This is a genomic window from Undibacterium sp. Ji83W, from assembly GCF_049340385.1.
Lineage (GTDB): Bacteria > Pseudomonadota > Gammaproteobacteria > Burkholderiales > Burkholderiaceae_D > Undibacterium.
The window spans coordinates 194,818-208,087 of the sequence record NZ_JBMPOZ010000007.1 but is presented as its reverse complement, the minus strand read 5'-3'; the positions used below and the strand labels follow the sequence as shown (position 1 = coordinate 208,087).

10 protein-coding genes are annotated in these 13,270 nt (G+C 50.9%); 9 read left to right on the top strand and 1 reads right to left on the bottom strand.

Going from position 1 to position 13,270, the window contains the following annotated elements; translation table 11 throughout:
• Positions 1 to 30: 30 nt before the first annotated feature.
• Complete coding sequence (locus tag ACO0LD_RS14195; RefSeq protein WP_423007835.1) at positions 31 to 1,227, top strand: acyltransferase family protein; 1,197 nt, start codon at positions 31 to 33, stop codon at positions 1,225 to 1,227.
• On the opposite strand, the gene ACO0LD_RS14190 is transcribed toward ACO0LD_RS14195, so the two are convergent.
• A complete protein-coding gene (locus ACO0LD_RS14190) occupies positions 1,197 to 1,679 on the bottom strand; it encodes a DUF1348 family protein (RefSeq protein WP_423007833.1) in 483 nt (160 codons plus the stop codon). The two genes, ACO0LD_RS14195 and ACO0LD_RS14190, sit on opposite strands and share 31 nt — an antisense overlap.
• Before the next feature lie 131 nt (positions 1,680 to 1,810).
• Between ACO0LD_RS14190 and ACO0LD_RS14185 the strand changes: the two genes are divergently transcribed.
• From ACO0LD_RS14185 to ACO0LD_RS14150, 8 genes are all read left to right on the top strand, one after another.
• Positions 1,811 to 2,710, top strand: coding sequence for a LysR substrate-binding domain-containing protein (locus ACO0LD_RS14185; RefSeq protein WP_423007831.1), 900 nt, complete (start codon positions 1,811 to 1,813; stop codon positions 2,708 to 2,710).
• Between the two features lie 267 nt (positions 2,711 to 2,977).
• The gene (locus ACO0LD_RS14180) at positions 2,978 to 4,219 is read left to right on the top strand and encodes an ABC transporter substrate-binding protein (RefSeq protein WP_423007829.1); all 1,242 of its coding nucleotides are present in this window, start codon (positions 2,978 to 2,980) and stop codon (positions 4,217 to 4,219) included.
• A gap of 115 nt (positions 4,220 to 4,334) precedes the next feature.
• Entirely contained in the window at positions 4,335 to 5,159 is an 825-nt protein-coding gene (locus ACO0LD_RS14175; RefSeq protein WP_423007968.1) for a carbohydrate ABC transporter permease, read from the top strand.
• A complete protein-coding gene (locus ACO0LD_RS14170) occupies positions 5,156 to 6,025 on the top strand; it encodes a carbohydrate ABC transporter permease (RefSeq protein WP_423007827.1) in 870 nt (289 codons plus the stop codon). The genes ACO0LD_RS14175 and ACO0LD_RS14170 overlap by 4 nt, the downstream gene beginning before the upstream one ends.
• A gap of 24 nt (positions 6,026 to 6,049) precedes the next feature.
• Positions 6,050 to 7,111: an ABC transporter ATP-binding protein gene (locus ACO0LD_RS14165; RefSeq protein WP_423007825.1), complete on the top strand. Its 1,062-nt coding sequence runs from the start codon at positions 6,050 to 6,052 to the stop codon at positions 7,109 to 7,111.
• Positions 7,112 to 7,187: 76 nt separating this feature from the next.
• Entirely contained in the window at positions 7,188 to 8,216 is a 1,029-nt protein-coding gene (locus ACO0LD_RS14160; protein WP_423007966.1) for a LacI family DNA-binding transcriptional regulator, read from the top strand.
• Between the two features lie 595 nt (positions 8,217 to 8,811).
• Positions 8,812 to 10,236 carry a GH1 family beta-glucosidase gene (locus ACO0LD_RS14155; protein WP_423007823.1) on the top strand — a complete coding sequence of 475 codons (1,425 nt, stop codon included), beginning with the start codon at positions 8,812 to 8,814 and terminating at the stop codon, positions 10,234 to 10,236.
• 303 nt (positions 10,237 to 10,539) lie between these two features.
• The gene (locus ACO0LD_RS14150) at positions 10,540 to 13,239 is read left to right on the top strand and encodes a TonB-dependent receptor (RefSeq protein WP_423007821.1); all 2,700 of its coding nucleotides are present in this window, start codon (positions 10,540 to 10,542) and stop codon (positions 13,237 to 13,239) included.
• The last annotated feature ends 31 nt before the right edge of the window (positions 13,240 to 13,270 follow it).

Genomic DNA, 13,270 nt, shown 5'->3' with positions numbered 1-13,270 from the left:
ATCAACTGTGTTCATTAACAGAGCAGAGCCATGACTAATTCCGCTAGTGCTTCAGGTTTGCCACCCCAGCGTTTATATTTTCTCGACTGGGTAAGGATCATCGCCTTCTTCTTGCTGATCCTGTATCACGTAGGCATGTACTATGTGGAGTGGGGCTGGCATGTCAAAAGTCCACATGCCAATAGCGCGATACAGCCGCTGATGATGCTGACCAGCCCCTGGCGTCTGAGCCTGCTGTTTTTCATTTCCGGCGTGGCATCTGCCTTCATGCTGGAAAAAATCGCCACTGGTAAATTCCTGCGCAGCCGCAGTCTGCGTCTTTTGCTGCCACTGATCTTTGGCATGTTCGTCGTGGTGCCGCCACAGGCTTATCTGGAAGTGGTGGAGAAACTGGCCTATGCCGGCAGCTATAGCGAATTCATGCAGCTCTATGTGCATCACTATCGCGGTTTCAAGATAGGGGGAGGTGTACTGGATCTGCCCACCTGGAATCACCTGTGGTTTGTTGCCTACCTATGGGTATATAGTGTGCTGCTGTGGTTCTGGCTGGCTTTCAAGCCTGCGTGGTTCCAGGCTGCCTGCAACTGGCTGCAAAAGCAGATGAAGGGTTGGCGCATCCTGGTTTTGCCTGTTGCTTACCTGGCGCTGGTACGTATGGGTTTGTTCAGTTCTTACCCGCCGAATAATGGCCTGGTGGCTGACTGGTATAACCATGCCTGCTATTTGTTTATCTTTACATTCGGTGCCCTGATCGCCAATTCCCAGGCATTCTGGCAAGAGCTTGCCAGCATGCGCTGGCTGGCCCTCAGAATAGCTGCATGTGGCTGGTTGTTTTTGATTATCTATTTCAGCTTCGAATATGATGCAACACCACAGTGGTTCATCATGCTCCAGCGCGGCGTATGGGTTTGCATGGCTTGGTCAGCGATTATTGCAGCCTGTGGCTATGCGAAGCAGTATCTGAACTTTGACAGCCCGGCAAGGCGCTATCTGACGCAGGCAGTGTTTCCTGTGTATATCCTGCATCAGACTTACATCGTCATTATGGCGCACAGCATGAAGCCGCTGGCCTTGCCTGCCCTGCCAGAAGGCATCTTGCTGGTGGCGCTGACAGCAGCGACTTGCTTCCTCAGTTACGAGATCATACGCCGGGTGTTTTTCCTGCGGCCCCTGTTCGGGCTGGATCTCGGTTTGACTTATAAACCAAGAGCACTCAGTCCAGGATGATCATCCGGCCTCCTGCCCTGGGGCCAGTGGAATAAGCGCTGATCTGCGCTGATGCGCAGATCATTGATGCTGGCAAGGCGTCTGTGCATGAGGCCGTTGTCAGCAAATTCCCAGTTCTCATTGCCGTAAGAACGTGTCCAGTTATCCTCATGATCGCAACTCTCATAGGCAAAACGCACGGCAATGCGGTTTTCGCTAAATGCCCAGATTTCCTTGATGAGGCGGTATTCACGTTCAGCCGCCCACTTGCGCTGTAAAAATTCTCTTACCTGTTCACGTCCCTGTGGGAATTCATGGCGGTTGCGCCAGACTGTATCCACCGTATAGGCCAGCACCACCTTGTCAGGGTCGCGGGTATTCCAGCCATCTTCTGCCATACGTACTTTTTGTATTGCCGTCTCCAGTGTGAAGGGTGGCAAGGGTGGGCGTGCAATTTCCAATGACTTATCCATTTTCATTCGTCCTTAAGTAAATATCGTGAGCTGAGTTATCGATGCTCAAATTTACGCAATATCGTTTGTCTGAAGAATAGCCATGATTTACAATTAATTATTGTAAATAACGGAATAATCGCCGGAGTGCCATGGATAAACTGCATCTGATGACTGTATTTGTGGCAGTTGCCGAAGAAGAAGGCTTTGCCGCCGCCGCTCGTCGTCTGGCCATGTCGCCACCGGCAGTGACACGCGCGATTGCAGCGCTGGAAGCACGGCTTAGCGTCAAGCTGCTCAATCGCAGTACCCGCTTTGTCAGGGTCACAGAAGCAGGCCAGCGTTATCTTGAGGATGCCCGCCGCATCATCGCCGATGTCGAGGCTGCCGATGAAGCCACGGCTGGCATCAATGCCGAACCGCGTGGTCATCTGGCAGTCACTGCTCCCGTCATGTTTGGCAAAATGTTTGTCATGCCCGGCATCGTCGAATATTTGCAGCGCTATCCGGCGATGGATGTGTCTGCGCTTTTCCTTGACCGTGTCGTGAATCTGCTGGAAGAAGGCATAGATGTAGGTGTGCGTATAGGCGAGTTGCCAGACTCCAGCATGAAGGCAATACGGGTAGGTCAGATACGTCGCATATTGTGTGCCTCACCCGCTTATCTGCAAGCGCATGGCACGCCAGCCAGTCCAGATGAATTAGGCAGGCATAGCATCATTGCCGCCACGGGTGTCACACCCATGGTCGAATGGCGTTTTACCCATGCAGGACAGAATATGGCAGTCAAGGTCAAGCCACGTCTCACAGTCAGCAGCAATGATGCCGCCATAGAAGCCAGCCTGGCAGGCCTGGGCATCAGCCGCTTGCTGTCTTACCAGGTGGGCGGATATTTTGATGACGGACAATTATGCCGCATCATGCAGGCATACGAGACTGCTTCCCTGCCTGTGCATGTGCTGCACAGGGAAGGCCGCTATGCGAATGCCAAGGTGAGGAGTTTTGTCGATCTCATCGTCGCGCAATTGCGTGCAGCCATGGTGCCGCACTGAATCTTGGGGAGAGATGCGATGAAAGGCAGTAAGGATGATCACCCTGTTGTTTTTCATATTGACAATATGTTGACACTGGAAAACCCAGGGTGTTATATTTTGCCTGGATTTATGGGAACGTTTCCAATTCTATTCAGTCGATGTGACTGGATATGAGGAGAGGCGATAGTTTCCATGGATGCAGTAACAGGTGTTGCTACAAGAAAGCAGAAAAAATGCAGACCACGAGCTGCTATCTGCACCCGTGGAAACGTAGGCGGAGACAAAATGTATAAAACGAATAAATCAGTGCGTGCCCTGCTGCTGGGCAGCCTGGTAGCAGCCTGTATGTCTGCGCATGCTGCAGGGCCAAAGGCCGAAGTCTTGCATTGGTGGACATCTGGTGGTGAATCCGCTGCCGTCGCCAAGTTTGCCGACGCCTATCGCGCAGCTGGTGGTATCTGGACAGACACTGCCATCGCCGGTGGTGACCAGGCGCGTTCCGTCGCGATCAACCGCATGGTAGGTGGTAACCCAGCTACCGCAGCGCAATTCAATATTTCCAGACAATTCCAGGACGTCGTCGAGCAAGACATGCTCAACAATGTCGACGATATCGCAGCCAAAGAGAACTGGGACAAGACCCTGCCAGAACCCATACGCAATGTTCTCAAGATCAAGGGACATTACTATGCCGTGCCTGTGAATATCCACATGCCGACCTGGATATGGTATTCCAAAGCCGCTTTCAAAAAAGCCGGCATAGACAAGGAACCTGCCACGCCTGATGAGATGTTTGCTGCTCTCGACAAACTCAAGGCAGCAGGCCTGATACCGCTGGCACATGGTGGCCAGGCCTGGCAAGAGACCATTGTCTTCCTGGCCATGCTGGCAAATGTGGGCGGCAAGGACCTCTACCTGAGCGTCATACGTGACCGTAATGTCGCAGCCATGAATTCAGAAGCCTTTCGAAAAGTCTTGCTGAGTTTTAAACGCCTGCGTTCCTATGTTGATACCGCATCACCAGGCCGCAACTGGAATGACACTACCGCCTTGCTCATCAAAGGTACGGCAGGCATGCAAATCATGGGGGACTGGGCCTTGGGTGAATTCGTCGCCGCCAAACAAGTTGCTGGCCGTGAATATGGCTGCATGCCTGGGCTGGGACCAAAAGCCCCTTACCTGATACAGGGCGATGCTTTTGTTTTTCCAAAAACTGCAAATCCAGAAGCCGTCAAGGCGCAAAAACTGCTGGCCAGCATTGTGGTGGCACCTGGCCCTCAACTGGAATTCAATAAGCTCAAGGGTTCCATTCCGGTACGTAATGATCTCGATGTGACACAATTGAATCTGTGTGCGCAGATGGGTCTGGAAATCATGAAAGACAAAAGTCGTCATGCAGGCATAGGCGAAATCTACCTGACGCCAGATCAGAACGGTGCTTTGACCGATGTGCTGACGGCATATTGGAATACCAATATGGCGGTAGAAAAAGCACAAAAGAATATCATCGCAGCATTGAAGAACTAAGTGCCAAACTAATACTCTACCAAGCGCCATCTTGCTCATGCAAACCACTCAGCCCAGCGCCAGATTCAAAGGCAAGCTGCATACCAAACTCATCCCTCATGCAGCCCTGTTGCCCATGAGCCTGACGGTGGTATTTGGCTATCTGGCGACGCTGTTGTGGACATTGAAAATTTCACTGAGCAGTTCACGTACCCTACCCGTCAATAATTTTGTCGGCCTCAGCCAATATGAGCGTCTTTTTGACAATGAGCGCTGGTTGTTATCGCTGAATAATCTCGCGATCTATGGCGTGCTGTTTATCCTGGCCTGCGTCATCATTGGTTTTTTGCTTGCTGTATTCATCGACCAGAATGTAACGGGTGAAGGCGTCTTGCGCACCATCTTCCTGTATCCCTATGCCATGTCATTCGTCGCAACTGGGCTGGTGTGGCAGTGGATGCTGACGCCGGGTGTGGGGATACAAGAAGGCATACGCCAACTGGGTTTCAAGGATTTTCAGTTTGACTGGATAGTCGATCAGGACATGGTCATCTATACTGTCGTCATTGCCACAGTCTGGCAGGCATCCGGCCTGGTCATGGCAATGCTGCTGGCAGGTTTGCGTGGCATCGATGAGGATATCTGGAAAGCCGCGCGCATGGATGGCATACCTGCCTGGCGGGTTTATCTGTCCATCATCATTCCCATGCTTGCGCCCAATTTCGCGACTGTGTTCCTGTTGCTGGCAACAGCAGTAGTAAAACTGTTTGATGCCGTCGAAGCGATGACGCAGGGCGGCCCGGGCACTGCCAGTGAAGTACCGGCAAAATTCATCATGGACCACCTGTTTGGTCGCGCCAACCTGGCACTGGCATCTGCCGGTGCTGTCATGATGTTACTGCCCGTGCTGGCCTTGTTGATACCCTATGCGTATGCAAGAGCGCGCAAGGGAAAAATATGAGGGCAAACATAAAGCGCACATGGACGCCGGCACGCATAGGCATCTATGCCTTCCTGCTGACTGCTGCAGCATTCTTCTTGCTGCCGCTGTATATCATGCTGGTGACTTCTTTCAAGTCCATGGAAGAAATCCGTCTGGGTAATATTTTTTCCCTGCCCATGCACATGACGATAGAACCATGGCGGCAAGCCTGGAGCACGGCTTGCACAGGCGTGGCCTGTGAAGGTATCAGTAGCGGTTTCTGGAACTCTGTAGCGATCACATTGCCTAGCACCGTGCTGGCGATTTTTCTGGGTGCCCTGAATGGTTATGCATTGTCATTCTGGCGACCACGTGGCTCACAACTCTTGTTTGGTATCTTGCTGGCTGGTGCTTTCATTCCCGTGCAAGTCATGATGTTTCCGCTGGTGCGGGTGCTGGCGGCATTGAATATGTTCAGTACCTTGCCTGGCATTGTCATGGTGCATGTGATTTTCAGCATGCCCATCATGACCTTGCTATTCCGCAATTATTATCTCGGTATACCGCAAGAATTGTTTCATGCGGCACGCATAGACGGCGGTGGATTTTTCCGTATCTTTGTGCAACTGATGTTGCCCATGTCCCTGCCCATGATAGTCGTGGCCGCCATCATGCAGGTGACCGGGGTATGGAATGATTACATCCTCGGTCTGGTATTTGCCGGGCGTGAACATTTACCCATGACAGCGCAACTGAATAACGTCATTAACACCACCACCGGTACCAGGATGTACAACGTCAATATGGCAGCAACCATATTGACGGCTCTGCTGCCGCTGGCTATCTATTTCATCTCAGGCCGCTGGTTTGTACGTGGCATTGCCGCCGGTGCGGTCAAGGGTTAAGAATTAAAAGCTAAGGGCGAGTGCATGGCATATGTAAGTCTCAAGAATCTGGGTATACAGCTTGGCGAGCAAAAGATCATAGATCAACTGGATCTGGATGTGGAAGAGGGCGAATTCCTGGTCTTGCTGGGTCCATCCGGCTGTGGCAAATCGACCCTGTTGCATAGCATAGCCGGGCTGATTGATATTGCCGCAGGTAGCATAGAAATCGCAGGCAAGGATGTCAGTCATGCCGAACCCAGTGACAGGCAGATAGGCATGGTGTTTCAATCCTATGCGCTTTATCCGACCATGACGGTGGAAAAGAATATGTCTTTTGGCCTGCGCATCAATGGCCTGCCAAAAGTGGAGATACAAAAGCGTATAGCGCGAGTAGCTGAGATGCTGCAATTACAAAGCTTGTTGCAACGCAAGCCTGCACAACTATCCGGTGGACAAAGGCAGAGAGTGGCGATAGGCCGTGCCCTGGTCAGGGAAGCCAGGGTATTCCTGTTCGATGAGCCACTCTCCAATCTGGACGCAAAATTGCGCACAGAATTGCGCCGTGAACTCAAGCTCCTGCATCAGAGCCTGGGTTCCACCATGCTGTATGTGACGCACGACCAGGTGGAAGCGATGACGCTGGCTAGTCGCATCGTCGTCATGCGGGCTGGCAAGATACAGCAACTGGGGACACCGTCAGAAGTATATGAGCGCCCGGAAAATTTGTTTGTTGCCGGGTTTTTAGGTGCTCCAGCCATGAACTTTATTGCTGGCAAGCTGGATGGAGGCACGCAGTTTAGTAATGAAGTGATGAGCCTGGATTTGTCGGCTTATGTCTTTCAGACAGAAAAGCTTGAACAAGAAGTTATTGTGGGTATCAGGCCTGAACATATGCACTTGCAGGTGGATGGCGCTTACAGTGGCAAGCTCAGCCTGGTTGAGCCCATGGGTAATCACCAACTGCTATGGTTGAACATGGGTAGCCTGCAATTGTGCCTGCTGGACCATGAGAACCGACAGTTTAAGCTGGAAGACAAGGTGCGTTTTGATATCAACACGGATAAAGTATCCCTGTTTGATGCCAGATCAGAGTCACGTTTGTGATTGAAGAATATTATTCGCGGTAGTCGAGACGAATTTTTTATATACTGGCCGGATGATAAACATGGAAAAGAATCAAGTGGCGACCATCAAGGATGTAGCCCGCCTCGCGGGTGTGGGATTGGGCACGGCTTCACGCGTTGTCAGCGGCAAAGGGTCGGTGTCTTTAAAGACGCAGGAGCGCGTGCGCAAAGCGATTGCTGAACTGGATTTCCGTCCCTCTCATGCAGCGCGCAGCTTGTTGTCTGGCAATTCGCAGATGATAGGTGTGTATATCCCTGTGCTCAAGGGTACTTTCTACATGCCCATCCTGCAGTCCATCGACACCGAATTGCGTCTGGCCGGTTTGCATATGGTGGTTGCGTTTGGCGTAGGCATAGGTGATGAACGGCGGCAGGGTGTAGAAGGCATAGAGTTTTTGATGGAACGCGGTTGTGATGGCCTCATTGTCATGAGCAATGTGCTGACGGATGAAGACTTCTCTATCCTGGGGCAAAAGCGTGACCGCTTGGTTGTCTTGAACCATGATTCAAAAACCATCGCTGGCCAGTGTTTTACTGCTGATCATGTGCATGGCGGCGTCATGGCTGCACGCGCCTTGCTTGAATACAAGCACAAACATATCGCCGTCATCGCAGGTCCATCGACCGCGCCGGATAATGTGGAACGGATTAACGGTTTCCTTGGAGAGCTCAGCCATGCAGGAATTGACACAGGCAAGATGTGGATAGCCGAGAGCGATTTTTCACCTGAAGGTGGCTGGAATTGCGCCAAAGAATTATTGGAGTCAGGCCGTCCCTTCACCGCCCTGTTTTGTGCGAATGATGAAATGGCCTTGGGAGCCTTGTCTTACTTCCAGCAAGCTGGTATTTCCGTGCCACACGATGTTTCCGTCATCGGTTACGATGACACCATGAGTGCAGCCTATGCTGCGCCGCCACTGACTTCCGTGCATATTCCATGGCGTGATGTCACGCTCAGTGCATTGAATGAATTATTGAACCGTTGCTATGGGTTAAGAAGGCCTGTCACACGTGATTATCCGATCAAGGTGACTATGCGCGCATCCCTGGCAAAACCTGCGCAGCAGCGAAACAAGGCTGGCTAATGATCGCGATGATTATTTTATTTTAGAATTCAGACAAAGTAGCATAAGAATTTGTTGGGTCTGCTTGAGTCTGCTTGAATTTGTGGTGTGAAAGTCTGTTGTAGAAATAGCGCAAATAAGTTTAAAAAGAATGAATGGTTTTCTTGACTATTCATTTTTTTTATGAAATTATGGAAACCTTTCCATGAAATTGAAAGCTGAATGTTATTCCACCTGTATCTGAATAGTCGTATCAAATATTTGTGAATGGTGAATGCTGAAAATCAAGTGGTCTGCAGTCTGTAAGGCCGGGGAATAGCGATACCTCAGTGATTTAAGACTGAGGCTGGTGCAAAGTGCGCGCGGATTTTGCAGCTAATGGATGTCGTAGATGTCCTGGCTACTATCTGCAAATAGCCCTGTCATGCGGGGGAGTAGTCAGCTCATCCACCTTGATCTCTGGAGTGGATAGTGGCTGGGTGGGGACACAGGAAAGAGTTTGCAATAAGTGCGTATAAAAATTCTGAGTAGCAAATACTCAAAATTTTTTAACTGCAATTGGAAACCTTTCCATATAATTTTAATTTGAATCAACTTTAGATTGAACAAGCAAAATATGAGCAAAAATCTTCTTCATGCAGTTCCGTCACTAGCTACGCAGTTACAGCGCACAGATTTCAACAGCGACTTCTTATGGGGCACGGCAACCTCTGCCTATCAGATAGAAGGAGCAGCAGCGATAGATGGTCGCGTTCCATCCATCTGGGATAGTTTTTGTGAACAGCCTGGAACCATACGTGATGGCAGCAGTGGAGCGGTAGCCTCTGACCATTATCATCACTGGCCTGAAGATCTGGATATTGCACAAAGCCTGGGTAGCAATGCCTACCGATTTTCTATCTCCTGGCCACGCATATTTTCCGGGCCGGACAGCAAACCAAATCCTGAGGGGCTGGCATTCTATTCACGTCTGGTCGATGGCATGCTGGAGCGCGGCTTGCAACCCTGGGCTACTTTGTATCACTGGGATTTGCCACAATACCTGCAAGACCAGGGTGGCTGGCTGTCGCGCGATACCGTGCACGCCTTTGTTGAATTTGCCGATGTCATCACAGAACACCTTGGTGACAGAGTCAAGCACTGGATTACGCATAATGAACCATGGTGTACTGCCATGCTGGGCCATGCTGACGGCATCCATGCGCCTGGCATCAAGGACTTCAAGACAGCAATCCAGGTTTGCCACCACGTCTTGCTGTCACACGGTCTGGCAACGCCAGTGATACGTGCCAATGTCGCAGATGCCAGGATAGGCCTGGCGCTGAATCTCCATCCCATCTCCGCAGCCAGCGACAAACCCGAAGACTTCGCTGCCGCTCGCTTGCATGATGGCTTGCGTAATCGCTGGTATCTCGATCCCCTGTATGGCCGCGGCTATCCCAAGGATGTCTGGCAGGCGCTGGGGGATTATGCCCCTGCGGTACACGAGGGGGATATGCAGGCAATGGCAGTTTCCACTGATTTTCTGGGTGTGAATTTCTATTTCCCTGAAATCATAGAATACGCACCCGGCGCTTCGCCACTGAATACCCGCCTGGTAGATGCGATAGATGTTGAGCGTACTGCCTTTGGCTGGGAAATCGCCCCGGAAGGCATGACCAGTTTGCTTAAACGCATACAGGATGATTATCAGCCGCATGCCATGTATATCACTGAGAATGGCGCGACCTATGATGACTACCTCGACGACGATGGTCAGGTCAGGGATGAATTACGAAGGGATTACCTGATACGCCACTTGCTGGCTGTCAAGGAAGCGATACGCCTGGGCTGTCAGGTCAAGGGCTATTTTCTCTGGAGTTTGCTGGATAACTTTGAATGGGCTGAAGGTTGCTCGCGTAGGTTTGGCATTGTGTATGTCGACTTCGTCACGCAAAAACGTACACCAAAGCTGAGCGCGCATTGGTACCGCAACTTCTTGTTACAGACTGAAGAAGAAAATTCCAGCGATACCCTAAAGCAGCAAGCTTCAGCTGCGTAAGCATGGCAATACATCCATTGCGTCTGACGCAGTGCGGAATAAATTCCTGATACACGCAGATACTTTTTCATTGACAAACAGAAACGGGGGTAGCACTATGCTTTTTCGATAAAATTGGAAACCTTCCCATTATGGATAATTTATTATGGGTAATGCAGGACAGCGTTTTCAGCAGCACATGTGCATGGCGCAAGAAGATGCCAGCCAAAACAAAAAATACCAGTAAGACGCACATGCAAGGCCATGTGTGGACCACGGCGACCGCTAGCACGCGCCGATAACTGAAAAAATATGGGAGACATGATGTTTCATCAAATAACCAAGCGTACCCTGATAAGCCTGGCCGTAGCCAGTGCCTGCGCACAGTTGACAGCTTATACATGGGCACAAGATCAAGAAAGCAGCAAAGTTGCAGAAGTAGACAGTAAATCCAAAGCAAAAAAATCAGACGCAGATAAAAACGAAGTACAAGAAATTACCGTTACCGCCACCCGCCGCGCCACTTCTCTATTAAAAACACCGTTGGCAGTAACTGCCTTCAGCCAGGAAAAACTGACCAAGCAAGGTATTACCAATCTGGCTGGCATATCCGGTGAACTGCCGAATGTGCAGATGGATGGACAAGCCAATGACTCGGCAGTCAAGATCACCATACGCGGTATTACTGCCACCAACTTTACCGAGATCGGCGATCCATCTGCCGGTTTGCACGTAGATGGTTTATATTCGCCGCGCCCACAAGGTGCGCAAGCCCTGATGTTTGATCTGGACCAGGTCGAAGTCTTGCGCGGCCCCCAAGGTACGCTGTTTGGCCGCAATTCAACCGCAGGCAGTATCAATATCATACCGGCCAAGCCAGAATTTGGCTCTACTTATGGCAGTGCCTCATTTGAAACCGGCAGCCTGAATCTGCGCAATCTCAATGTCATACAGAATATCGCAGTCAGTGATAACCTGGCCCTGCGTGCCACCTTGATGAAAGTCACCAGGGACAGCCCGTTCAACCAGATGCAGGATTTCTCGGAAGCGAATATCCCGGCACTGGGCTGGAAGCCTGACGGCATACCTGATGTCACCCAGCGTTTCAACAGCAAGGTATCCAAGGCAGATGGCTACAACAACCAGAACCAGTGGGCAGGACGCCTGGCAGCCAGGCTGAAGGTCAACAGTGATCTGGAATGGCAACTCGCTTATGAGCACTTCCAGGATTCTGGTGCTGGCTACATAGGCATGCGTGATTGTGACCAGTCTGCTGGCACGCGCTGGGCTTGTGTGCGTGGTCAGTACGATGTGCTGATCAACGTGCCGGGCAAGGTCGATATGACTATCGATACCGTGCGTTCCAAGGCCATCTGGAACATGAATAAAAACACCACGCTGGAATATGGTTTTGTGTATGCGAACCAGCAACGCAGCCAGGTGCATGATGATGATGGTGGCGTCTCACCTTACGCATTTGAAGTCACAGGCAGGAATCCTGTGGACGGCAACTGGTCAGTCTGGCCTATCTCGGATAACCTGACGCGTACCCTGGATTCAAAATATCTGTCTACCGTGCATGAGCTGCAATTAAAGCAGACTTTTGATAACTGGCAGTATGTGGCTGGCGCATTCTGGATGCATGAAAAGAATGCCATCAACTTTGGCCAGGAACAAATGCACTATGGCCCTAACAATATTCCCATCAGCCAGTTTTACGCACAGCCTGACCGTCAGATAGATTCCAAGGCTTTGTTCGCACAAGCTGACTGGAAATTTACCCCGGTCTTGACAGCTACAGTGGGTGCACGCTACACACGTGATACCAAGACCGACGTAGGCGGCATGAACTACGGCGGCAATAGCTGGGGTGGCCAAAGCTATGGCTATTACAATGGCCTGTTTGATTATGGCACACCGGGTACTGACAGTTACCGTACACCGAATGGTAACCAGATCACGCCGCAAATGGGGTCCCTGGGTGGTGCAGCAGCCTATGCAGGTTATGGCCCCGGTACCAATAATGATCATAGCGACAGCTGGAGCAAAGGCACCTACCGCCTGGGTCTGCAAGCACAGTTGACACCAAGCGACATGGTGTATGCGGCTTTGGCTACCGGCTATAAATCTGGCGGCTTTGGTGACCGTACCAATAAATGTGGCCAGACTACCTGCGTGTATGGTGACAATAAAAAAGAGCAGATCACCTATCTGACTTATAAACCAGAAACCGTCACCAATTTTGAATTGGGATACAAAGGCAAGTTGCTGGACAATCGCCTGGCTCTGTCGGTAGTCTTGTTCGCCATGCAGTATAAAGACATGCAGCAAACCGGTAGCAACTTCCTGGCCAAGGTCACGACGCCAGACAATTTGCCTTGCCCATCATGGGCACCGACTTGCGATGTGGCGACAGCCTGGCAAACCGTCAACGTTGCCAAAGTCAATTTGTCAGGCATAGAAACCGAGTGGGATTATCGCCCAAGGCCGGGTGCCAAGCTGGGTGGCTTCTTCAGTTATCTGAAAAGTGTGATTCATGATTATGATTCCTATGATGATGGCTATGCCTGTGACCAGCGTGCAGAATTTGGTGCAGTTCCTTGCCCTGCCATGTACCTGGGTAATGACGACAGATTGCGTGGTCGCCGTGCTTATAACCTGGAAGGCAACCAAATGCCGAATGCGCCTAAATTTACTTTTGGGATGAACTTCTCGCAAGAGTTTGCATTCGACAATGGTTATACTCTGACACCGTGGATAGGCATGCGTTGGCAAGACAAGGTGTATTTCGACTTGCGCAATTTTGACAATGCCCATATCGGCCTGACGCAGAAAGCCTATGCCAAGGGCGATGTGTCGCTGAAGCTGGTGGCGCCGAATGACAAATGGTTTGCTGAAGCTTATGTACGCAATTTCACCGACGCTAAAGCCAAGACCAATGGCTGGAATGCCGGCGGTGGGAAAATGGGTGCCAGCTATATAGACCAGCGTTCTTTTGGTGTACGTGTAGGTGTAAGTTATTGATGTAAAGCTTGACAGCCTGGACTACATTTGT